Origin of the sequence: Winogradskyella vincentii, assembly GCF_020166345.1 — a bacterium.
Taxonomy (GTDB): domain Bacteria; phylum Bacteroidota; class Bacteroidia; order Flavobacteriales; family Flavobacteriaceae; genus Winogradskyella; species Winogradskyella vincentii.
Map to the genome: position 1 here is coordinate 326795 of NZ_JAIUJS010000003.1, position 25877 is coordinate 352671.

15 protein-coding genes are annotated in these 25877 nt (G+C 34.1%); 8 read left to right on the forward strand and 7 right to left on the reverse strand.

From position 1 onward, the window contains the following. Nucleotides 1-12 precede the first annotated feature (12 nt). The 5 genes from LBV24_RS07395 to LBV24_RS07415 all read right to left on the reverse strand — a co-directional run bounded on the left by LBV24_RS07395 (nt 13) and on the right by LBV24_RS07415 (nt 14382). Nucleotides 13-8226, reverse strand: a complete 8214-nt coding sequence (locus LBV24_RS07395) for a T9SS type B sorting domain-containing protein (RefSeq protein ID WP_224477960.1) — start codon at nt 8224-8226, stop codon at nt 13-15. Nucleotides 8227-8293: 67 nt separating this feature from the next. Then, on the reverse strand, nt 8294-10807 hold the full coding sequence (locus tag LBV24_RS07400) for a PorP/SprF family type IX secretion system membrane protein (protein WP_224477961.1): 2514 nt from the start codon (nt 10805-10807) through the stop codon (nt 8294-8296). A 7-nt stretch (nt 10808-10814) separates the two neighbouring features. Continuing rightward, the gene (locus LBV24_RS07405; RefSeq protein WP_224477962.1) at nt 10815-12278 is read right to left on the reverse strand and encodes a T9SS type B sorting domain-containing protein; all 1464 of its coding nucleotides are present in this window, start codon (nt 12276-12278) and stop codon (nt 10815-10817) included. A gap of 55 nt (nt 12279-12333) precedes the next feature. Next, a complete protein-coding gene (locus tag LBV24_RS07410; protein ID WP_224477963.1) occupies nt 12334-13659 on the reverse strand; it encodes a hypothetical protein in 1326 nt (441 codons plus the stop codon). 267 nt (nt 13660-13926) lie between these two features. Continuing rightward, nucleotides 13927-14382: a hypothetical protein gene (locus tag LBV24_RS07415; RefSeq protein WP_224477964.1), complete on the reverse strand. Its 456-nt coding sequence runs from the start codon at nt 14380-14382 to the stop codon at nt 13927-13929. Nucleotides 14383-14786: 404 nt separating this feature from the next. Here LBV24_RS07415 and LBV24_RS07420 point away from each other — a divergent pair, with 404 nt between their 5' ends. After that, nucleotides 14787-15383, forward strand: coding sequence for a peptidase associated/transthyretin-like domain-containing protein (locus LBV24_RS07420; RefSeq protein ID WP_224477965.1), 597 nt, complete (start codon nt 14787-14789; stop codon nt 15381-15383). Between the two features lie 93 nt (nt 15384-15476). Here the strand turns inward: LBV24_RS07420 and LBV24_RS07425 are convergent, their stop codons facing one another. Beyond that, on the reverse strand, nt 15477-17669 hold the full coding sequence (locus tag LBV24_RS07425) for an amino acid permease (RefSeq protein WP_224477966.1): 2193 nt from the start codon (nt 17667-17669) through the stop codon (nt 15477-15479). Between the two features lie 192 nt (nt 17670-17861). Between LBV24_RS07425 and LBV24_RS07430 the strand changes: the two genes are divergently transcribed. Beyond that, the gene (locus LBV24_RS07430) at nt 17862-18914 is read left to right on the forward strand and encodes an NAD(P)-dependent alcohol dehydrogenase (RefSeq protein WP_224477967.1); all 1053 of its coding nucleotides are present in this window, start codon (nt 17862-17864) and stop codon (nt 18912-18914) included. Nucleotides 18915-18924: 10 nt separating this feature from the next. On the opposite strand, the gene LBV24_RS07435 is transcribed toward LBV24_RS07430, so the two are convergent. Further along, nucleotides 18925-19668, reverse strand: coding sequence for an arylesterase (locus LBV24_RS07435; RefSeq protein ID WP_224477968.1), 744 nt, complete (start codon nt 19666-19668; stop codon nt 18925-18927). A gap of 26 nt (nt 19669-19694) precedes the next feature. On the opposite strand from LBV24_RS07435, the gene LBV24_RS07440 reads away from it, so the two are divergent. From LBV24_RS07440 to LBV24_RS07465, 6 genes are all read left to right on the forward strand, one after another. Next, nucleotides 19695-20384: an ABC transporter ATP-binding protein gene (locus tag LBV24_RS07440; protein WP_224477969.1), complete on the forward strand. Its 690-nt coding sequence runs from the start codon at nt 19695-19697 to the stop codon at nt 20382-20384. Nucleotides 20385-20410: 26 nt separating this feature from the next. Beyond that, the gene (locus LBV24_RS07445; RefSeq protein WP_224478225.1) at nt 20411-22903 is read left to right on the forward strand and encodes an ABC transporter permease; all 2493 of its coding nucleotides are present in this window, start codon (nt 20411-20413) and stop codon (nt 22901-22903) included. Between the two features lie 128 nt (nt 22904-23031). After that, nucleotides 23032-23454: an ABA4-like family protein gene (locus tag LBV24_RS07450; RefSeq protein ID WP_224477972.1), complete on the forward strand. Its 423-nt coding sequence runs from the start codon at nt 23032-23034 to the stop codon at nt 23452-23454. Then, nucleotides 23451-24251: a hypothetical protein gene (locus LBV24_RS07455; protein ID WP_224477973.1), complete on the forward strand. Its 801-nt coding sequence runs from the start codon at nt 23451-23453 to the stop codon at nt 24249-24251. Before LBV24_RS07450 ends, LBV24_RS07455 begins: the two co-directional genes overlap by 4 nt. A gap of 63 nt (nt 24252-24314) precedes the next feature. Further along, nucleotides 24315-25001 (forward strand): protein-L-isoaspartate(D-aspartate) O-methyltransferase, encoded by a 687-nt coding sequence (locus LBV24_RS07460; RefSeq protein WP_224477974.1) that lies wholly within the window; start codon nt 24315-24317, stop codon nt 24999-25001. A 102-nt stretch (nt 25002-25103) separates the two neighbouring features. Next, nucleotides 25104-25859: a helix-turn-helix domain-containing protein gene (locus tag LBV24_RS07465; RefSeq protein WP_224477975.1), complete on the forward strand. Its 756-nt coding sequence runs from the start codon at nt 25104-25106 to the stop codon at nt 25857-25859. Nucleotides 25860-25877: the final 18 nt, after the last annotated feature.

The window sequence follows — 25877 nt, forward strand, 5'->3', positions numbered from 1 at the left end:
ATTTTAGAGGGCTTACCTGTATAGTGTAAAATGTCCAACAAACTCTTTATCGACATTAGGATCATTTGTTTTTACAACAAACCAATAATCGCCTGTTGGTAATTCATGTCCGTTATATCTACCATCCCAAACTTCACCTACCTGATAAGTCGCAACCTTTCTACCATATCTATCAAAAATGTCAAAGGTTAGATTTGGATAGTTTTCAGTACAACCTGGTGACCATGTATCATATTCACCATCTCCATTTGGTGTAAACCAATTTGGAATACATATATCTATAAATTCTAATTCAATTTGCGCTTCGGCAATACAACCGCTACTGTCAACTACAGTGATAGTATAAATACCAGACTCCGTAATGATGAAAGATGTTTGATCTCCATAATCTTCATCATTCATGTAATAGGTATATTCTCCAGATCCACCTGTTGCATTGGCAAGAATTTCATTTATTTCGCCTTCAGATAATTGTAGTTCTACTGGTTCATAACCTTCAATATCAAATAATGGTGTAGACTGAATACATCCATTTGTATGCCTTACTTCAATATAATGATCAGGACCAACCGGAACATCTGTAAAAATGTTACTTGCCTGGTAAGGACCTCCGTCAAGTGAATAATCAAACTCAGTTAGATCTGTATTTGAATCATCTATTGAAACAGTAACAGTGTTACCTTGGGAATTATCCTGACATACATATTCTACAGCTACATCAGGATTTATTATTACTGGTTCTGGGAATGTAATATTCCATTCAGATTCACAACCTTCTGCATCACGCACATATACTATGTGATCTCCACCTCCTAAACCAGTAAAGTCAAATTGTGTTTGTGTTGCAAGACCTGTAGTATATGGACCATCATAATTATCTAAACTCACACTATATGGTAAGTTGCCACCTGATATATCTATGCTAAACTCGCCATCCATATCACCATCACACACCTCTGGAAATAAAGAATCTGGTACGATACTTAGGATTACTTGGTCAGGTTCTGAAATAGTGAAATTAAATGTTAAGTAACATCCTAATTCATCTTGAACTATCAAATCATAATCACCAGGTGAAAGATTTTCAAATACATTCGTTTCGAAAAATTGATTCAATTGTGGTGAAATTGCATATTTAACGATTCCTGTTCCTCCAGTTGCAGTGATTTCCACGGCACCATTTTCAGTACCTGTACATGTTACATCTGTTATGGCAATTGTAGCGTCAAGAGCTGTTGTAGGTTCAGTAATTGAAATTGGAGACGATGTAACCGAACAATCTTGACTTTCTACAGATACAACATAATCACCTGCCACTAAACCAGTAAAGTATCCTGGTAAGTCCTGTGTGGCAGTTATATCATTCCCATTTCCATCTTGTAAGGTATATACGTAATCTCCTAAACCACCTTGAGCTGTTGCGGTAATTGATCCATTATTATCTCCAGCACAATTAATTGTAGGATTTGTAGAATCTAAAACAATAGAAAGCTCAGGTAAAGGATCTATAGTGATTTCATTTGAAATTGATGCAATACAATTATTTGCATCTCTAACATAGTAGTCATAAGTTCCAGGAGTTACAGTGAAAGTTGTAGACGTTGTAAAACTACCTAGAATAGTACTAAAGTTAGGATTATCACTATATGTGTAAGAACCTGTTCCACCTGTAGCACTTAGCGTAAGAGTGGTGTCAGTATTACAAGACTGGGTAGTGTTAACTACTAAATTGGCATTTACAGGTGTTGGTTCTGATATAACAATATCAACCGAGGTTAAAGTACAATTGAATCCATCTTCAATGGTAACCGAATATGTACCCGCACCTAAGTCAGTAAACACATTTGATGTTTGAGGACCTGAAGAACTTACTGTTGGTGAAATTGTATTTAATGTATATGTATAATTACTACCTTGTCCACCAGATACATTATCAATTGTAATGGTTCCATTTTGATCTCCAAAACATGACAAACTATTTGTGCTAGGAGTAAAATCTGCAGAAATTGGATTTGGTATATCTAAAACAATATTGGTTGAAGCAATACAATTTTCAGCATCTCTTACATTAATCGTATAGTTACCAGCTGATAACCCTGTAAATGTACCATTACTTGAAAACGGAATAGACGCGTCACCTGTTAACTCATATTCATAATCTCCCCAACCGCCTTCTGCAATTGCAACAATTGTTCCTTGGTTATTATCGCAAGTAACATTTGATGTTTCCGACGCTGTAACCGTTAAATTATCTATTGGTGAAGGAATTATAATATCTGTCGAAGCATTACAAAATGGAACATAAGTCTCAGTTATTACAACTGAATATGTACCTCCAGCTAATCCATTAACATTTATTGGATTAGTAGATGTATTTGCGTTTACAGTTCCAAATACTGATGTATTTGTGCTATCGAAAACTTCATATGTGTACGAACCGTTATAACCATTAACCAGTAAATCAAAACTACCTGAATTATCACCAAAACAAGTTACCAAGTATGGTGTAGTAATTATAGTAGGAGGTGTTGCTTCTGGAACTGCAATTGTTATGTCTTCAGTACATAAAGTCACTGTGTCTGTAACAGTTATTGTGTAAACTCCAGCTGGTAATCCTGAATATGTATTACCTGTCAATACTGTTGTCGCAGGATTTGGACTAATACTATAGGCATAACTCCCTGAACCTTGGGATGCACTAATAGTAATTTCGCCATCATCGTTATTACATGACGGTGTAGCTAAAAGTGAACCGTTAATCTCAATTGGAGCATAAACATCAACACTAACTAAATTGCCACATCCATTTGCATCTTGAATTTCAATAGTGTGCGTACCAGAAAATAAATTTGAAATGGTAAACGGGAACGATTGTGTTTGGAAGGCACCACCATCTATACTGATGCTATATGGCGCTATTCCTGCTGTGTCTAAGTTTACATCTATTTCAAAATTTCCATCAGAAAGCAAACAATTGTCAATTACTGTGGCAGAAATAACTGGTGTGTCATCCTGAGGTAAAATTACAACAGGACTAGAAACAATACATCCGTAGGTGTCTAATACATGAACATAATAATTACCTGCATCTCTGTTAAAAGTGCTCGTCGAAGACCATCCACTATCTGATGCTAAAGGAGCAGTTGCAGTTGTGGTCAATTGATATTCATATGGTGCTGTTCCATTTTCACCAAATGCACTGATTATACCTGAGTTTGCATTACAATTTGCATTTTGATCTATGTTAACTGTCAGTTCTAATGGAAAGGCAGATTCTGTGATATTAAAAGGCGCTGTTACTACACCACAACCTGCATTGGGTCCGGATGTTTCGCTTATCCAAACATAATAGTTTCCAAAATCCAGTGGTCCTAAATCTGTAACAGTTAAGGATCCGTTTGCATTTACTGTTCCACTACCTGATATACCTGTACTAGCTAATGTTAATGAATCAAATATTTCATAGTTTACATCTACGGAAGTTCCGTAAATACTATTTATAGTAAATGATACATTACCATCCGCACTCCCTGTACAAGTAATATTGTTTGATCCTACAGCACTTAGCGTAAGAGTTGAACTGGTTGGGATAGGAGCAGTTGCCGGCTCATAATAACTACAATTTGTTGACTGGTCATAAACAATGAAGGTATAACTTACACCAGGTGTAAGACCTGTAAAAGTTGCTGATTGACTGCCTGGCGCATCCTCAGGTATCCAAGAACCTGGTGGGTTAGGGTAAACCGAAATAGGTCCTTGGTAAATACTGAAAAAGAATGGACCGCTACTAACTAAGGAAGTTCCTATACTTACTACAGCTTCTCCACCAGTTGCGCAGTTAACTGTTGTATTAATATTAATATCTAAATCTGTAGGAGGAGATGCTACAAGTACATCTTGAACAAGAATAGAGCACCCATTAGCATCAACTACATTAATTTCATATAAACCAAAATCAACTACATCAAAACTTACAGAAGTTGATCCTGTAGTATTTAATTCTGAGTTGGCGTAACCGTTAGTTCCAGTAACAAAATAATTGTATGGTGCTGTACCACCTGTTACAGAATCTATAATTACTGAACCTTGAGAGACTCCACCTGGACCACAAGTAATATCAACTGTACTATAGTTAACATTTATTGCGTCTGGTTCGCTTATTACAACAGTTTCTGTATCTGTACAAGAATTAGCGTCTGTTAAAGTAATTGTATATGAACCAGCTGGTAAACTTGATGTCTGGTTTCCGTAATTGGTGGCAGTTGTATCATTATAAATATTTATTGTAAACGGAGGTGTACCAGCTGAGGTATCAATTGTAATATCTAAGGAACCATTTGATTCACCATTACAAAGAATATCTTGACTTTGTGTTATAAAACTAATTTCTGGTGCTGACAACGGATTTATTGTAATGACAGAAGATTCAGCTATACATCCATTTGCATCCGTAATTTCAAATTGATAGGTTCCGTCTGTTGAAGTTGAATAATTGAATGTAGTCCCTGTACTTCCTAATGGAGCATAAGCACCACCATTAATTGAAACAGCATATGTATAAGGTGCAGGACCAGTAATTGTTCCTGATAATATGGCATCAGGACTAATAGTACAGTTAAGATCTTGTGTTAATATTACATTAACAGAAGGAGATGGTATTGGGTCTAATGTATATGACTCAACATATGTACATCCATTTTCATCTCTTACCTGAAATGTATAGGTTCCTGGAACTAATCCACTAAAGCTATTTGATGTTTGATATGCCGTTGTTGCAGCAGCAGGTGCAATAATTTGGTATTCAAGAGTTCCCGTCCCTCCAATAGTATTTGTTATAGAAACTGTGCTCGTATTCGTTGGACAAGTAATAGGAGTATTATCAAACTCCATATCAGTTGGTGGGTCAATAGGATCTATTACAATTGTATTTGCAACATATGTACAAATATTAGCATCACTGATAGTAATAGTGTAAGTTCCTGGAGTTAAATTATTGAATACGTTACTAGATTGAAAATTTGTGCCATCAATACTATAGGTATATGGAGGATTTCCTCCAGTAACACTTGTTACGGTTATAGTTCCATCGCCTGTACAAGAAAACGTACTCGTTAACTCTGCAGTCCCTGAAATGGCTGTGTTTTCAATTATTGAAACGCTCTGAGTATTTGTGTTACATATTGCTGTTCCAGATGTGTATTGTATAATGACATCATAGTCACCTGCAGTCAAACCAGAAAATACATTCGAATTTACAAATGTAGTTCCTCCATCAATACTATATTGAATGCTATTTCCATTTGGGTTTGTAACATTTATTGTTATTGTACCGGTATCACCTGTGCCACCACATAAAATATCTGTGGTTGAAATATTGAACACTGGCTCTGGGATTGGATCAACAGTGATTGTTGTGTCTGCACTACAGTTGTTAGAATCAACAACCGTTATATCGTATGTACCTGCACTACTAACGGTAAATTTAGGTACTGTTTGAAAATCAGTAGTACTATTTATATAATAAAAGTAAGGCGGTGTTCCTCCAACTGGGTAAATGGTAATCTCACCGTCAGTACAAGATAAAGGTATTGTAATTGCAGCCGTAACCGTTAATAATGGTGGATCAGTAATGGTAACATCCTCAGAATAGATACAACCATTTTCAGATTCAACTGTTACCGTATAAGTTCCAGCATTTAAGTTCTCAAAATTATATGTGTTTTCTGTTATGGGCCCAACACTATTAACCAAAGTTCCACCATTAAAAATAGAGTAGGAGTATTGAGGGTCAATATCATTTGCAGCTAAAAGTATACTACCCTGTCCGCCATTACATAAAGGCTGAATAACTGTAGCCTCACCAGAGAAATCCCTATCTCTGATTAGTACTTCAGGTACTGAGAAAATACATGGGTTTGTAGGAATACCTACTTGTCTTATATAAACAGTATAAGTACCAGGTGTACTTACAGAAAATAAATTACTTGATTGGTAGTTTACACCGTCTAAACTGTATTCATATCCATTAGGTACGTCGTTTACAATTATATTACCAGGCGTAGCACAAATAATGTCATTAGATTCTACCGTTGGATTGAGTATATTTTCATAAACATTAAAGTAAAACTGATTAAAACATCCTCCAGGATAGTTTAATGTAAGTCTGAATTGACCTGATGAATCTGCCAGAAAATCTGGTCCTGTAGCCACTTGATTCCAAACACATGAACTATCTTCATTAGCGCAATCTGGATCTACAACAGCAGTACAACTAGATTCGTCTAGTTGTTCCCATATGATTGACGTGGTATTGGCAATATTTGTTTCAATAAATCTCGAATCACCAGCACCACATAAGAAAATATTCGGTAATAATTTACCATCATTAGGACAAGTCACAACTTCATCTGCATATGGAATAACAGGGTTTTCAACATCTCCTCCAAATAATTGAACTTCATATTGTTGCTCAATAGATTGACAAGGTGCAATTGCATTATTAAAGGAATAATAAGTCCCTGAAGCATTAACAGTAATTGTTTGCGTATTTCCAATTACAGGTGTACCAGTTGGACTTGTGGACCATGTGTATGAATCATATCCATTAGCTGCCGTTAGTTCTACAGAATCACCACATAGTATAACTTCCTCTATAAACTGACAGTCTAAATCTGCCAAGAAATTAGTTGCTTGTGGAGTGAATAAACAACCTGTATTGCTGTTTAAACTTGGATCATCTGTGATTTGAAATATCGGGTTAAAAAAGCCATTATATGTTGCATAAGCTTGATTATTGATAATATTAGAACAAGCATCTGCCAATTCACCACACGAATCAACTACTTGTACTTCAATTCTTATTTCATAAACAGGATCATTCTCTTCTACTAAAGAATTATCAATATTGAATATTATTTCTCGAGTTGTTGGATTATAACTGGCAACAGTAACTCCAGGTGGTAAAATTAAGTCTGTTGGATAATTAAAGATGATATTGATTGGGAGTATATCTCTAATTTGAAAATTAGTTGCATTATCATTACCAGTATTCTGAAAACCAATTACGTAATTCAACGGTGCACCTAAATCCACTAACTGACCTCCAATATCATTACCCATATCGTCTTCTACTATTTTTGTAAGAACTATGTTAGGCTCGATGATTTCTACAGCAAAGGCAAAGAAATACGGAAAATAAGTATCACCGCTTGTCTCTAAAGTAATAACTCCAGATGTGGCATCATTAGCAATTACAGAATTACCTGGATTAGGTACCGTAATTGTACCAGTATCAAATCCTAAAGTATTAGCACTATTTGGTACTCTATTTGTTACGGGAGTTGCATCTAAACGTGTAACTGAGCTATTAAAGAAGTTAGTTGCAGGTCTATCAACTGTAGAAAGGTTAGTCCCGTTGAGTAATAATTGATCTCCTAAAATAGGACTGTCTCCTTCAAGTGTTGCAAAAGCAAAATTTGCTCTAACTGGAGCAGGAGCAGGGACCGTTCTAAAACCATCCACTGGGATATCTAATGTCGGATTTCCACCAGGAACACTAATGGCACTGAAACCATCAAAACTCGTAATAGATTTACCAGGTAATGTTGGATCTTCATATACAATAAATAGTGACCAACCAGCTGATTGACCCGTACCGTTAAATGGATTAAATGTTGCAGTTTCTCCAGTTGCAGAAGAGACATTGGCAACAGTATATGTGCCTAAATCGTTTCCAAATCCAGTAACAATGTCTGTAACGTCTGCAAAACACGCATAAGAAAAACTATCTCCACCATCAACAGTCGTACCATTTGCGTCATATATTATTGTTCCTGTAATATCGTTATATCCTCCTTCAGGACCCATGAATTTCACTTCCGTTATTGGTTCACTGCCTGGATTTACAGCACCCCAATACAAACCTGCATAAATAATTCTATAACAGTTTGGGTTAGGAATTTCTAAGTCTGCACTAGACGAACTGAAAGTAGAAGGATCACCATCAATATCGATATATTGCATATCTACATTATGGTTGTATATATTTAAATCATTAAATGGATTATTATCTGGTCCAAGAATATTATTACCAATTAATACAATATCCCCTTTTAAATCTTGATTAAATCTTGGTGTAAATGGCTCATAATTCTGGGCATATGATTGAAGCCCCATTACCAGAATGGTAATTAGAATTATAATTCTTGAAAATGTAGGTCTTTTCATGGCTTTTAAATTTTCACTTTGAAATAGTCATTAGGGCTCAGACTAAATCATAGCATTGCTTAACTATTTAGTTTTCTATTTTCATGAGGGACATATTTATATTATATGGTCTCGTTCCTTTTTTGTTCAGTGCTTCATTTGCTTCTTGAAGACTATTAAATTTATCAGTATAGATATAATATTTGCTTGTACTCACGTCGTAAAAGAAATCCACATCTTGTCTGCCAGAAGCAATAACCTTAGTAACAAAGTCATTTCTTTTAGTAATATTGCTATGTACTGCAAGCACCAAATAGAATCCACTTTCTACGTTATTGATATTCTTAAGTATCTTAATACTATTGCCCTGATTTTCACCAAAATCAAAATCATTTTCAGAGTATGGTGTATCTGATAAGGACGTGATTGATTTAATTGTCTTTAATGTAGCTCTATCTTGCGCATAACGCTCCTCTTCATTATCATAGGCTGCTCTTACGATACGTCTTCTTTTTTCAAATTCTGTTGCTACTCTAATAGTTTCTAATCGCGCTTCCAATTGTTGTTTAGTTTCAAGGGCCTGCAATTGTTCTGCCTCTAAACGCTTTATTTTCTTTCTGTAAAACAATAAAACAGTCTCGTTAGTTAACGTATCTCCAATTTTAGTTTGTTCTTCATAAAGTGATTTCAAGTCTTCAATTTTCTTGTTTTGATCTTCAATTATCCTATCTAAATCAGCTTTTATAGCATTTAGTTTATTATTTTCTACCGTAACACTTTTAAAGGGACGTGGTGCAACTGTTATTCCTTGTTCGCTTAGGTCATTTTCTTCTTTAAGTGCTTTTAAATCTTCATCTTTAATTTCTATTATAGCGTTATAATCACTTAATAGTTTGTCTTGCTCTTTTTTAGTTGCTTCAACAATTGAATCCATTCCTAACATGGTCTTACCAAACTCATCTTTAGGATTTGTAATTAATTCTTTTTCGGCTTTTTGTTCTTCGAGCAACTTGGCTTCAGCTTCGTCCTTAGCTTTTTGTTCCTCTAACAATTTAGCTTGAGCTTCAGCCTCTTCCTTAGCTTTTTGTTCTGCTAAAAGTTTAGCCTGAGTTTCAGCCTCTTCTTTAGCTTTTTGCTCTGCTAATAGTTTAGCTTGTGCTTCAGCCTCTTCTTTAGCTTTTTGCTCTGCTATCAGTATAGATTGTGCCTCAGCTTCTTCCTTTGCTTTTTGTTCTGCTAAAAGTTTAGCCTGAGTTTCAGCCTCTTCTTTAGCCTTTTGTTCTGCTAAAAGTTTGGCCTGAGCTTCAGCCTCTTCTTTAGCTTTTTGCTCTGCTAATAGTTTAGCCTGAGTTTCAGCTTCTTCCTTAGCCTTTTGTTCTGCTAAACGTTTGGCCTGAGCTTCAGCCTCTTCTTTAGCTTTTTGCTCTGCTAAAAGTTTAGCCTGAGTTTCAGCCTCTTCTTTAGCTCTTTGCTCTTCTAATAGTTTGGCATCTTGCTCTCCTTGTACAGAAGTATTTTCCTGATTGATTGTTTCTTCAGAAGATTTTACAATTGCTACTGGTTTTGCAGTAGTGGCTTTCTTTGATGTTGTATTTGTTTTACGTCTTCTTGAAGCAGATGCTGTTCTTGAACGACCTCTTCTAGGCTCAGTTGAAATTAGGCCACTTATTTCGTCATCACCACTATAGTAGTAGTTTTTGTTTTCTTTAAACCTATAAGCTAATGTAATATCATGTGAAGGTCCAAAATTATTAAGATCTCCAACTGTAGTTTCAAAATTATATTCAATTGCAATCTGTGTCGTGATATTTAAACCTAATCCTGCGGAAGGGCCAAATACTGAATTGTAACCAACTTGTGCCCATATACCTTTTGGTACTGTTACCATAGCAATTCCCGAAACTATTGTTTCTTCACTTCTAAATTCTGAACGTACCAAGGCAGAAAACTTTGCATTATCAAAAAATCCACGGCTTTGCATATACCCAGTATACATCGCGTGAGCTTGTATACCTTGCTCAGGATTGTCCTCAATCATTTCCGAAGTCTGCAAATTGTATGAAACCAAATTGTTCACAGAAACTCCAAAATCAAAAAATTCTGTACCATAATTAATACCAGGACTTGTTGTAAGAATAAAATTAGATGGTACATTGTTTAATGATGGATCACTAAAGTTTGTAACCACATTAGATGTATTAATGCCACTACTATAGGCACCAATGTTCAAACCAAATGTTAGGTTGTTCATTCGGCTAACTCTAGCATTATAAGCAAAGTTTAAAATTCCTCCAAAAGTCGTTAATACACCAAAATTTTGCTGAAATACGCTCACACCAGCTCCAATATTTTCTCCAAATCTTCCTGAATAACCTGCCATATAGGTTAAAGGTGCATCTTCAAACTGTACCCATTCTCTCTTGTTATAAAGACTAATGAACTTTGATTGTTCTCTAACAAAACTGAATGTTGGATTAATAATGTACTTGTTAAATGTCAATGAATTTCTAACAGGTAGATTTAAGGCAACAACACCATCTTCTTCTTGTGCAATTGTAAATTGAACAGAAAAAAGAATAATAATCAATATGATTGGTGTCATTCTCATTTTACTTTACTACTGTTATTGAGCCTTTTTTAGTTTCATCATTTTCCGTTGTAATGATGTAGTAGAAAACTTTATTAATGCTAGTTAAATTCAAGTTTGTTTGTGGCCAATTGTTTTGATAATCAGTTGTTTGAAATACCACAACACCACGATTATCCATTATCATTACATCTGTATTTGTACCACTAACATACTTTTGAGGTATTACCCAAGTATCATTAATGCCATCTCCATTAGGGCTAATTACATTAGGTAATTTTTCTACATCTGGAAATGGGTCTAGAGCCTCTTCAATTGTAAATTCATAAGCTTTTGAACTGTTGCATCCTGAAGTTTCTGTAATCACAACTTTATAATCACCAAAACTTGAAGCCTCTATGGTATCTGAAGTTTCACTCGAAATAAGTTGATTCTGAAAGTACCACTGAAATTCTGGTGCCAATGCATCTGTGGTTACTATTACAGTAATAGACTCTCCGTCTTCAATACTGTTAACTTCGTCTACATTAATTTCACTATTAAATAATTCACTGACTAATTCAATAGTTCCAGAAGCAGAACAATCTCCAAGATCTACTTGTACTGAGAATGAGCCAGATTCATTAGTTTGCAATTGCTGTTCAGTTGCATCAGGAATTATTTCACCGTTTTTATACCATTGATAGCTAATACCACCAATTGTACTTAATGTTGTATTTCCTTGTTCAGGACAATATGGATTTCCTAAACTAGAGGCAATCGTAGCATCAGCTTCTCCAGAAGAAGCTTCTGTAATTGTTACTCTGTTGGAAAATGAGTTTGAAGTACATGTTCCATAATTGGTTTCAACGAAATAAGTACCTTCTGTACTAACAGATAGAGTAGGGCCTTCAGCTATAAATTCAGATGTAGTAGGGCTTGTTTCTCTAAACCAATTAAATGTCAATGATGGATAGTTTAATGGAGAATCATTATTACCGTTACCTGGGTTATCTATTGTTAATAAATAACTTCCACCAGTACAATACGCACCAGTAGAAACTAGATTATTAATGGTAAATGGAGAATCTTGTAATTTAAAATATGCCGCGAAATTTGTTGAACCAGAACTATTTGAGGCCGGAGCACTACTTTTTACTCTTAATCTATAATTTTCACCAGCCGTAGTTTCTGGCATTGAAAATTCTAGTGTAGCAGGTGATGTCGTAAACTCACCTAGTTGTGAAGTATATATAATGGTTGAATCTGAAAAATCACCGTCTGGATCTGACATCTCAATACTGAACTGGTTTGATGATTCTAATGCACTTTCTGGTGAAAACACAAAGGACAAACTATAGGTATTAAAAGAATCACTTGCACAAGCTTGAGTAAACCCTAAGTTTGGTGTACCTAAAACGACTTGAGCCTTTGCTTGCTCTTGAAAAGTTGAAATGAGCAAACAAAGACTAAGAATAAATTTATTCAGGTTTGTTGGGGTTAACATAAGTAGGACTGTAATTTTTTCTATAAGCAATAGGTTTGTTTGGGGCAATTACTTTTTAATCATCATCATCATCATCATCATCAAAGTAATCGTTAGATGCAATAATTCTGTTGATTCTTAATCTAAAATCTGGATATTTTTTATGGCTCGCACCGATAAAAGTTTCTGAATCTGGACCTTTTGAATATACGTTGTTAAATGCTCTACTACCGTACCAACTCTCTAAGTCGTCGTTGTTGGTGTATCCTTTTCTAAAGATATTACCGTTACAGTTGTTAAAATAAGTTCTAACAAACTCAATTTTGCTTAGGTTGGTATCATTCATTTTAATTTTATCATCTAGTACTACTGCTGGATTAAATCCAGATATAACGCTTCTGTCACTCACAAACGAAGCATCATTGCCAATATAAATTGCTTCTTGTACTAAACCAACTTCAATATCTGATTCTAAATCGTTAGATACATTTACTAACGTTAAATTCTCTGCGTTTACATTTGTGTATTCTTTTGTTGGATCTGCATCTTCCTTAAAGTCGTATGAAGAAATATATAGTGCTCTAGAACCATCAGGACTTGACACGTAAGGAGATCTTACAGCCAAAGAATTAACCAAGTTGCATTGAGCGCCATAATTGAATTTATAGTCGTTTTGATTAGAACGGAATGAAACCATTTTAACCAATATTAAATTACCACCTAATAGATTAAAGGAATTTCCTTCACAATAACTTACCATTACATTATACAATGTAGTGTCACTACCAACACCTGCAAGTGTTAATCCGCTTAGATTTCCGTGTTGTTTTGTTCTTTTACCGGCAAATTCAATTCTTACATATTTTAATATTCCAGAATTACTCTCGGAATCCTCGCCACCATAAACAATATCCATAAAAGAAGAAGGTTTAAGACCGTAGTTTACTGAAGACTCATTACCATATGCATTTAAGGGAGCATCACCTAAAACAAAAATTCCGCCCCAATCTCCTGGTTTCTTTACACTTCTGTTTGAAGTAAAAATAATTGGATCTGTTTGCTTTCCTTCTGCTAATATTTTTGAACCTTTACTAATTATAAGAGTACCTTTAGTTTTAAAATCACCTAAGATCACTGTGCCTGGTTCTATGCTTAGTGTTGCATTATCAGTTACAAATACATCACCAACTAAAAGATAGGTATTACGTTTTGTTAATTTAGTGTCAATAGTAATCCTACCACTTAATATTTGTGTAGGTTCCTCATATTCAATTTTACTTGGTTGAAACTCTGTCCAAGTATCCAGCCAATTATCGTAGCCAATAATTCCTTTTTCTTGTTGAGCAAAACAATTGCCAATTAATAGAAAAGCGACAAGCGTAGTAAATGTAATTTTTCTCATAGTAGTTCAGTTCAGTTATTAAAATTTGGCGGCTTCTTTAATAATTAACCAAACTTATGAATAAAGCCTACGAAATACAAAAAATATCGATGAAATACACTATATTATATTGTTTTGTTTTCTTTTCTTACATAAAAACAATAAAACCATAAAAATGGTTCAAAATTGAGGAATTTTTACAGCTTTTATAGAACGCAAGAATAAAAAAAACCTCGACAATTTTGCCGAGGTTTAATTACTAACTAAATAAAAATCAAAATAAAAAAACTAATTTGTTTTAAAATCGTCGTATGTATGAAGTGATTTCAAGGTCTCTTCATAGAATAATATTGCTGCAATAAGATCTGATGTGTCAGAATAAGGTAGAATTTTCTTTTGAAATTCTATTGTACTTTCAAAATACTCACCAGAAGCTTCAATATTTTCTTCTAATGCCTTCTTATTTTCTTTCGTTTCTGGAATACCTAATGATTCCATTGTTACGCCAGGTTTTGTAGCAAAGGCTATATTTGGCAAAATATTTACTATTACCTCAATTCTTTCAATATATAATACCAATAATTCACCTTTAGGCATATTATCTAAATCAGCTCGACTATGGTATTTTGAGATACTTGTTTTGCCAGCGATAATACTTTGAGATTTCTTATCTTTTTTCTGAGCAAAACTCATACTTATCATAAGTAAAAAAATAGCACTAAAAAGTGTAATTTTAGTTTTCATGTTCATGGGTTTGATTTGGACTTTCTGAAGCAAATCTATATAAATATTCCATAAAAACAAGAAAATTTAACTATATTTTTTAACACTTTAAATGCATATATCTTAGATAAACTGCACTATTGCTGGATTAAAAGCATATTTAATCGATGAAATACTTTTTGTTTTTGGAGTGATTATTAGTGTCTATTTTTAATATTTTGATGAAAATAATCACTTAAATAATTGAATAAAGGATTTAAATACAACATTGTATTTTGCCTATTTTAAATGCTAGATTTTGTGCTTTTTAACGATAGAAAATGCTACTTTTTACATTTCAACGTAAAAATTTGACATTTATATGATTTTTAGGGAGTTATGAAATTAATCAATGAATTTTGGGCTGAACCCCAAATTCGAAGTAAATGAGAAGATTAACCAGCCTATTGTGTATTTTCTTTTGTCTTTCAGCAATAAAGCCTGCCTATACTCAAGACATTTCAGACTTATCAGATTATCAAGAGCGTCATCCAATTTATGACTATAATGACCTTCAATTAAAAAATACTGATACCATTCCAGACTTTAATTCAAAAGATGATAAACTTAAAGTCACAGGTACCATATACTTAAGTGATGGTGTTACGCCTGCAAAGGATGTGATTCTATTTATTGAACAACCTGATGAAAATGGTAATTTTGATTTACGTGAGGATAATGAAAAGCGATATGTACATCATAGAGCTTGGGTAAAGACAGATGGTGATGGTAAATATACATTCTACACTTTTGTACCAGGTAATGATAGACGCTACAATCAGTTACAACAGATTTTCCCTGTTATAAAGGAGCCATCTAAAACTGAATATGAAATAGATACGTTTTTATTTGAAGATGATCCATTATTGTCTAAAAGATGTAGAAAAAAAATAACAAAAAAATCGCATTTATCTAGAATACTCAACCCTAAGAAGGAAGATGGTATTTTAGTAGCGGAAAGAAATATAATTTTAAACCCTTAATTCTAAGTCTGCATAAATTAGTGCCTAAACCATGTTGTAAAAAAGTCGTAATTATTAAGTGATTGCGACTTTTTTTCTTTATCTATAATACCATTAAGCTAAGATACTTTCATGTCCAGAATCCTTAACAAATAAGCACGAACTACTTGTTTTAGTAGTCATTTCTTTAATGAACTCAAATTTTAAATTTGGTTCCATTCCAAAAATATTAAGGTCTGCCGATGGTGCTACGGTTACAACATCACTGAATTTGCCAATATGGATTTCAGTTAGCGTATTAGGAAGTCTGGCCAGATTAATTAATTTATCGAGAAATTCAGTTGCTTCTGCTTCATCTTCCTTATTTTCTAATACAGTTATTAGTCGTATTTGAGCGGTCCAATTCATCTTAAGTTTGTATGCAATCAATATCGATAAATCTAGATTTCCAATGTCCCAACCTAATTCCCAATTTCCTCTGCGATCACTTACCCACACATTAATCACATTACGTTGTCCTAAAAGGCCGGTTTTATGCAAAGAAAACAGCAATATGCCTATTTCTAATCGGATAGACTCATTCATTACAGGGCGTAATTCATTCTCATAATCATCATGGTCTTGGAGATTTAAGAATAATATATTTGGCCTAAAAAACGCACCTTGTAAGGCTTGGCTTCCATAATTAATCCCATTAGCAAATTCGTTAGTATGAATAACAGTAGAGGAGGAGAAGACTCCTTTTTGCCTAAATGAGGCAGAAATATCATCTAGTTTTAGGGCAAGAGAGCTATGTTCCGTAAATGGTTCTATACCCAAAAGTTTTATTGAACCTTTTGGTTTGGCAATATTTCTCAAAAACTCAAATGTTCCTTTTAAACCGTTTACATCTCTAACGGGAACCATTAAATTGGCTTTCCACGCACGCTGTTGCATCTTTTTCATACCCCAAGTATGCTTTGCAGCCCACTCAGCAAAGGATACAAATAAGCCAGAACGTACATCCTCAAAAGGAGTTTCTAAATTTTGCCTGGACAAATACCAATAAACCGTGAGAACAATCATAATTGAGATTAAGCTTACAGTAGGATTAATAATAAACATGGCAAATATGGAAGAAATTAATCCTAGCCATGGTACCCAGCGCTTAATTTTAAAAATAGGCCTATAGCTAATTAACCCAAGATTTTGTTCAATAATGACAACAATATTTATCATCGCGTAAGTAATGAGAAAGAAAAGAGTTACCAATGGAGCAACAGCATTAAGATTACGTAACAATAATGTTAAGAAAATCAGTATTCCTGTTACCAACATGGCATTTCTTGGCTGACCAGTTTTACTTTGACCTGCTAATAATTTTGAATAGGGTAAAACATTATGCTCGCCCATAGCAAATAAAATTCGCGAAGAACCTACAATAGAAGCTAATGCAGATGAAAATGTAGCACCTAAAATACCTGCTATAATTAATGGCCCGAAATATGCTTTTTCAACCATTATATAGTAATCACTAACCAGCTCTTGTTCTGTGGCACTTCTACTAATCCAAAAGGCCAATAACATATAAATTACAAAGCTTACTGCAATAGCCCAAAGCGTACCGTTAGGGATACTCTTTTTAGGATCTTTCAATTCACCCGACATATTTGCACCAGCCATTATGCCAGTTGCTGCGGGAAAGAATACCGCAAATACCATCCAAAAGGAACTACCACTAAATCCATTTTCCATAGAACCCTTAAAAGAACCCCAACTTAAAGCGTCGCTGACTGGTAAGGTCATTGAGCCTTCATAAGCCGCAACAACAATTGACACCAAGGATAAAATAATTATTCCCATTATTATAAATTGGGTCTTTATTGCAAGATTGGCACTTATATAAGCAATTGTAAAGAGTACGCCAAATACAATTACATCAACTAAAAATGCATTATGATCAGGAAATATACCCAACCAACCCTCTCTAAAACCAAAAATGTACATGGTTACCGCTAAACCTTGAGACACGTATCTAGGTATTCCAAGACTTCCACCTACTTCAAGACCTAATGCTTGTGAAACTATTGCATATGCACCACCCGCACCAATCCGAATATTTGTAGTTATAGCAGACATTGATAAAGCTGTACATAGTGTTATTAAAAATGACATAATAATAATTAGCCATGCACCAAGTAAACCTGCATTACCGACAACCCAACCCAATCGCAGGTACATAATTACGCCAAGAATAGTAAGCAATGTTGGTGTAAATACTCCACCAAATGTTCCGAATTTTTTTAAGGCTTTAGGTTGGTTTGCCATGAAAGATTAAGTTAATAACATCAATGTAATAAATTCTTGTTTAATATAAATTATCACCTTCAGAATTATTTCAATTGTTATTCAATTATTAGATTCAAAAAAGGAATTTAATTATTTAAATATCAAGTATTTCAATATTATTCATCAAACTTTTTGTAAATTTATATAGAACCAAAAAAACCCTCCTATAAAATGAATACTTCGACAGTACAAGCATTTGGAACTGAATCACCAGAAGCAGATTTAAAACAATTACAAATTCAACGAAGAGATGTAACATCAAATGATGTTGCCATAGATATTCTTTATTGTGGTGTTTGTCATTCAGATTTACATTTTGCAAGAAATGACTGGGGAATGACACAATATCCAGTTGTTCCAGGACATGAAATTGTAGGGAGAGTTGTAGAGGTTGGTGATGGTGTTTCAAAATATAAAATTGATGACTTGGTAGCAGTAGGCTGTTTAGTAGATTCTTGTAGAACCTGTGATAATTGTAAAGCTGACTTAGAGCAGTATTGTCCTGAATGGGTTGGTACCTATGGTGGTTTTGATAAACATCTACAAACCAATACACATGGAGGGTATTCTCAAAAAATTGTAGTTGACGAAGAATTTGTACTAAGCGTGCCTGATAATTTAGACCAAGCCGGAATCGCTCCTGTACTTTGTGCTGGTATAACAACATGGTCACCTTTAAGATACTGGAATGTTGATAAAAATAGTAAGGTAGCAGTTGTTGGACTAGGTGGCTTAGGGCACATGGCTATTAAGTTAGCACATGCTCTTGGAGCTCATGTCACTTTGTTTTCTAGATCAACCAATAAAATAGATGATGCTATGGCATTAGGTGCTGATGATGTAGTTATTTCAACAGATGAAACTCAAATGGAGAAGGTGATGGGTAAATTCGATTTAATTTTAGATACAGTCCCTTATGAACATGACTTCAATCCATACATGGCAACTTTAGGCACAAATGGTACTTTGGTGGTGCTTGGATACTTAGGTCCTGTTGAATCTCCATTAGTGACAGTACCAATGATTATGGGACGAAAAAATTTGGCAGGTTCTTTAATTGGAGGAATAGCTGAAACTCAGGAATTATTAGATTTCTGTGGCAAGCATAATATCACTTCTGATGTTGAAGTCATTAACATGCAAGACATTAATACGGCTTATGAAAGAATGCTTAAAAGTGATGTTAAATATCGCTTTGTTATCGATATGAAATCCCTAAGTTGATTTTGTAAATTTAGTTAAGCATTGGTCTTAATGATTCCCAAACCGTATTGGCAACAATTTTATGGCCTTCAACTGTAGGATGTATACCATCTTGCTGATTTAATTCTTTTATACCACCAACATCCTTTAATATAAATGGAATGAAGGTAACATTATTTTCCTTTGCTAAATCGGCAAAAACAGATCTAAATTCCGATGTGTAATCTTGTCCCATATTTGGAGGAAGTTCCATACCAGCTAGGATAATTTCGGCATCACTATATTTCTTCTTTACAGTTTCAATAATAGATTGAAGATTAGATCTTGTTTCTGTCAGAGGAATACCTCTAAGGCCATCATTTGCACCAAGTTCTAATAAAAAGATATCTACATTCTGTCGTAAAACCCAATCAATTCTACTCCTTCCACCAGAAGAAGTTTCACCACTCAAACCAGAATTTATTACTGTATAGTTAAGATTTAAAGAATCAATTTTTTGTTGTAAAATAGCAGGATAAGCATCAGAACTATCATCTAAGCCGTAACCAGCAGTAATGCTATCACCAAAACACAGTATAGTTTTAGTCGTTTCAACCATATTTTCGTTTGAATCTTTTTCAGTTGTCATCTGGCTTTCAGTTGATTTATCATTGCCTTTGTCACCACCACAACCTAATAAAACCATAACCACTATAAAATAACAAAACTTTAAGATTTTAAGTTTTATACTTCCTAGTGAAATCAATTGCAATTGTGTATTTTGGAATGCGAACATAAGACGTTGTAAAAGTTGTTAAGTCTATGACAAAGATATTAAAGATTAACGGTTTGGAGAAGACCTATAAAAGTGGGCAAAAACAGTTAACAGTATTAAAAGATATTTCATTTGATGTTGAAAAAGGCCAAACTTTCTCAATAGTAGGACCTTCGGGAAGTGGCAAAACCACATTATTAGGATTGTGTGCAGGTTTGGACGAACCAAATTCTGGTACTGTTGAACTTTGTGGGCTTGATTTAAAAAATCTCAACGAGGACGAACGGGCTGAACTTCGTAATAAAGAGGTTGGTTTTATTTTTCAGAATTTCCAATTATTACCAACGCTTACAGCACTTGAAAATGTGAGTATACCGTTAGAACTGCAAGGGGCAAAGGATGCCATCCATAAAAGTAAAGAATTATTGGAAAAAGTAGGGCTTGCAGACAGAATGCATCATTATCCATCACAACTTTCTGGTGGAGAACAACAACGTGTTGCTTTAGCCAGAGCCTTTTCCAATACACCAAGTATCTTGTTTGCAGATGAGCCAACAGGTAATTTAGATGAAGAGACAGGAGAAAAGGTTATACAATTGCTTTTTGATTTAAATAAAGAAGCTGGTACAACACTTGTCATTATTTCACATGACCTAGATTTAGCTAATAGAACACAACAAATATTAAGACTTAAAGGAGGTCAAATACTAACCAATCAAAGAACTGAAGTAAATTGAAACCAACACTCTCATGGTTATTTAAAATGGCTTGGCGAGATGCAAAAGCCAGTCGTGTAAGATTGCTTCTGTTTATGTCTTCCATTATTTTAGGTATATCTGCAGTTGTAGCTATTCAGTTATTTTCTGAAAATCTAAGAGATAATATTAAAAGGCAATCTAAGAACTTAATGGGTGCCGATTATATTATAGATACTCGACAAGAACCAACAGAGCGTGCTCAAGAAATTATTGACTCTCTGCAACCTGATGCAATGGAAGTCAATTTTGTTTCAATGATAGCATTCCCTAAAAATGGAGGCACAAAATTGGTGAACGTTAGAGGTATGGAAGGTGATTTCCCATTTTACGGCACCATGAAAACAGAGCCAAATGACGCTTCTAAAAATTATCAGAACAGAAAAGGAGCTCTAGTTGATGCCACCTTGATGCTACAGTATAATGTATTAACAGGTGATTCTATCAAAGTTGGTGAAGTAACATTTCCAATAATTGGTTCATTAAAATCTGTACCGGGAAGTAATGCTGTTTCAACTTCTGTTGCTCCACCAGTGATAATACCATATAGTTCAATTGATGATACAGAATTATTACAATTTGGTAGTCGCAAAGAATATCAATTTTTTTATAAAGCATCAGACACGCTTGATTTAAATACCTTTGAAGATAAAATTGATCCTATGTTGGATTTGGCAAATGCAGATTTAGATACACATACAAGCACGAGTCGTCGTTTAGGTAGACGATATGATAATGTTGGCAAGTTTTTGAATTTAGCAGCATTTATAGCATTACTTCTTGGGTGTATTGGAATTGCTAGCTCAGTACATATTTACATAAAAGAAAAGCTTAAGGCAATTGCCATTTTAAAGTGTTTGGGAGCAAGCAGAAAACAAAGCTTTTTAATTTTTCTAATCCAAATTTCTGGCATCGGTGTATTAGGCGGATTAATAGGATCATTTATTGGCGTGGCCTTACAAGGTCTATTTCCTTATATACTTAAATCATTTTTACCATTTGAAGTAGAAATGTTGGTTACTGCACAACCAATAATCATTGGTATTCTACTCGGATTATTCATGTCAGTATTGTTTGCATTAATACCTTTATTACATACTTGGTATGTATCACCTCTAAAGGTACTACGAGTTAGTGAGGAGCCACAACAACCACGGAAGGTGCGCACCTTAGTATATTGCTCAATTTTGCTTTTCTTGTTCTTGTTTTCATTTTGGTTATTGAAAGATGCATCTTACGCATTAGTATTTGTCATAGGAGCAGTCATAACTTTTATTATTATAGCTATAGTTGCTAATTTCTTCATGAAATTGGTTAGACGCTTTTTTCCTAAAACGTGGAGTTTTACAGCGAGACAAGGCTTACTTAATTTGTATAGACCAAATAATCAAACAGTTGTTCTTGTATTAGCTATAGGATTAGGCACCTTTCTTATAAGTACATTGTATTTTACAAAAGATATTTTACTGTCAAAAACAGAAGTGGGACCTACTGCTGAAAATGCTAATATTATCATTTTAGATGTACAAAGTCATCAGAGAGAAGCAATGGCATCTCAATTGAACGAAAGTGAAGTACCTATTTTGGATAATATTCCATTAGTAACCATGCGTATGCATCAAATAAAGGATAAACTTGTTAATGAGCTAAGGCAAGACACAACAAGACAAGTAAGAGGTTGGATTTTAAATCATGAGTTTAGAACAACTTATCGTGATGAACTCATAGCGTCTGAAGTACTTATTGATGGTGAATGGACGGAAGAATTAGAGCCGAATGAACCTATAGTAATATCTATATCAGATAATTTGGCAGCTGATGCAAACGTTGAAGTCGGAGATAAAATAGTTTTTAATGTCCAAGGTGTTTTAATGGAAACGACTATTGGAAGCATTAGACAGGTAGATTGGGGACGCATGCAACTTAATTTTTCAATTGTTTTCCCAAAAGGAGTTCTAGAAGACGCGCCTCAATTTAGTGTATTCACCACAGCCGCAGAGAATGAACAAGTTTCTGCTAATCTACAGCGCAATTTAGTAGAGAAGTTTCCAAATGTAACTATCATAGACTTAAGACAAGTATTTAATATTGTTGAAGATATTTTAGACAAAGTTGCATGGGTCATAAATTTCATGGCATTCTTTAGCATCATTACTGGTCTGATAGTTCTAATAGGCTCAGTTAGAACAAGTAAATACCAGCGTATTAAGGAAAGTGTTCTTTTACGTACAATAGGTGCCAAAAACCCTCAAATACTAAAAATTTCTGCACTGGAGTATCTGTTTTTAGGAGCATTGGGTAGTTTAGTTGGTATTTTGCTCGCACTTATCAGTGGGTTATGTCTAGCACTATTTATTTTTCAAGAACCCTTTTCACCATCGGCAATTCCATTCGTAGTATTCTTGCCTGGAATTACATTAATTGTTTTGATAATTGGTCTAAGTAATATTAGATCAGTATTGAATAGTTCTCCATTGGAAGTACTTAGACGAGAAGTATAAGTATCAATTTATATACATAGAGCCACTAATTTAGAATTTCCTTCCTCTTTTGTTTTCAAAATATTTGATGTAACTTAAAATGTTTAATTACCAATCTGTAATCAGATTTTAAATAATATTCATTTACTATGTCAACTCCAGAAGTATTTTCAATTGCCAATTTGTTAGCCATGCCCATGTGGTTACTTATGATTGTTTTACCCAAATGGAAAATAACACGCATTTTAATAGATTATAAGATTATTCCATTATTGCTTTCTGTTATTTATGCAATCTACATAGTTACATCAATGTTAACTGGACCTCCAATGGATTTTGGCAGTTTAGAATCTGTGATGTATTTATTTACATTCGAAAATGCTGTATTAGCAGGTTGGGTACATTACCTAGCATTTGATCTGGTTGTTGGTATGTGGATGATTGATGAGAATAGAGCATTAAAAATCCACCCTTTAATTATGGCACCTTGTCTCATAGGCACCTTTATGCTTGGACCAATTGGTTTTGCTCTTTTTATGATTATTAGAGCATTTAAAAAGAAAAATAAATGAAATATATAAGGTCCATATTCAAAACGGTTAAACAAGAAAGTCCAATTTTGTATTATATTGTTTTAATACTTTTTACTGGAGGCTTACTTTGTATACCTGCAATGTTTATTGATAACCGCGAGATAATGGGCATCAATGCATGGGTAAAACCTTTTAAATTTTTTGTTTCAACAGCTATATACACATTGACTGTAGGCTTTTTAATTACCTTTTATCCTTTTTCTAATTTAAAAAAACATATCATAAGGAATTTAGTTTCCTGGACGATGCTTTTGGAAATGGTTATTGTAACATATCAAGCTGGAAGAGGAGTGCAATCACATTTCAATTTTTCTTCAGAATTTAATGGAGCATTGTTTGGCGTAATGGGAATACTTGTAGCAATCAATGTAGTAGTCATGGTATTTTTTGCATTTGAAACCATTAGACTAAAATTAAAACTGGCAAAAGCCATTCAATATGCGATTTTGTTAGGATGGCTTATTACAATTTTTGGTAGCTGGGTTGGAGGGCAAATGATTGCTCAAATGTCACATAATGTGGGTATTCCAGATGGAGGAGAAGGCTTGCCATTATTAAATTGGAGTACAATTGCAGGTGATCTAAGAGTTGCTCATTTTTTTGGCTTACATAGTATTCAAATAGTACCATTGTTTGCATGGATTCTTCATAAAAAGTGGGCAGAAAGGACGAATGTGCATGTTTATATAATTTCCATTTTTGCTTTAGTTTTTGCCTCCTTTATTTTTTACACGTTTTATCAGGCCAGTCAGGGTTTACCATTCATGAGAATGTAGTACTGATATTAATCATTGTATAATTTTAAAAAGTCATTAGTTTTCTGTGGTGAATTAATTTCTATGTTAAGATCAGTATCAATAATATTTTTAATATTTATGTTAACTCAAGCAGGTGCACAAGACGATTACACAAAACTTCGTGAAGAAATGGTTACCACTCAACTTCAGGGCAGAGGTATATATGATCTTGAAACTTTAAAAGCCATGCGAAGTGTAAAACGCCATGAATTTGTACCAAGAAGCGCTAGACATTTGGCATATACTGATGGTCCTTTATCTATTGGACATGCTCAAACAATTTCTCAACCTTACATTGTCGCTTATATGACACAAGAATTAAAACCAAAATCTCATTATAGAGTTTTAGAAATTGGAACAGGTTCTGGATATCAAGCAGCAGTATTAGCGGAAATAGTAGATACGGTTTACACCATAGAAATTGTTGAACCTTTAGGTATTAAAGCTAAAGAGTGCCTTGATCAGTTAGGTTATAAAAACATTGTTACTAGAATTGGAGATGGTTACCAAGGTTGGCCTGACCAAGCACCATTTGATGCCATAATAGTGACAGCAGGAATCAAGAACGTCCCACCAGCTCTTTTAGAGCAATTGGCAGAGGGCGGAAGATTGATTATTCCTGTGGGTACTACTTTTAACATGCGCCTAATGCTTTACACTAAGAAAAATGGGAAAATAAAACATAAAGAACGTTTACCAGTTTCGTTTGTTCCATTTACTAGAGGATAATAATTAAAAGTATTAAAACTCAATATTATAAATGTATTTGTGACTCATAATGCGTTTTGCTTTGTCCTTATAATTCATTAACTTCATGGAAATTGGCAGATTATGATAATAATGGTTATTGAGATCAGTGATTTTATGTCTAGAGTAGAGGCATCTCAGTATACCATATTTACTCAAAAGTTTCACTCTAGCGTATCCAAAACACTTTCAAAATACAATGGTATTATTATTAAAAATGATAATAACAATTATATCTCTACGTTCTCATCTGTCACTGATGCTGTACAATGTGCTTTAACTGTACAGTATAAGTTTAAATACGTTACACCAAAACATAAATCCTTTAGCAGAAAGCTAAAAATCGCTTTGGTATATGCAGATAAGTATAATGAAAGAAAGGTTACAGAATGCATCAGATTATGTGAATTGGTGAAAGATCAAATTGTAATTTCATCTCAAGTCAAAGAGCAATATGAAAGTGCAAATGTGCATGCTGAAATAGATAAAGCACTTATCCGAACATTAAAACCAAATGAGGAAATTTTCCTATCTCGGTTTATGAATTATATAGAAGCTAATTGGCAAAATAATAATCTCAGCATTGATAAAATTACCAAAGCTTTAAAGATAACTTATGCCCAGTTATATTGGCGATTAAATAGATTAACCGGATCTACACCACAACGGTTTATCAAAGATTTTAGGTTACATAAAGGTATGCTCATGCTTCATAATCACCTAGGTAATATAGGTCAGGTTGCAAAACGAGTCGGATTTAAAAGTACCACTCATTTTTCAGATAGCTTTTTAAAAACATATGGTATTCGTCCGTCAAAATATGTGCAACAACACGGTTAAATAATTTCTTTTCAGAAC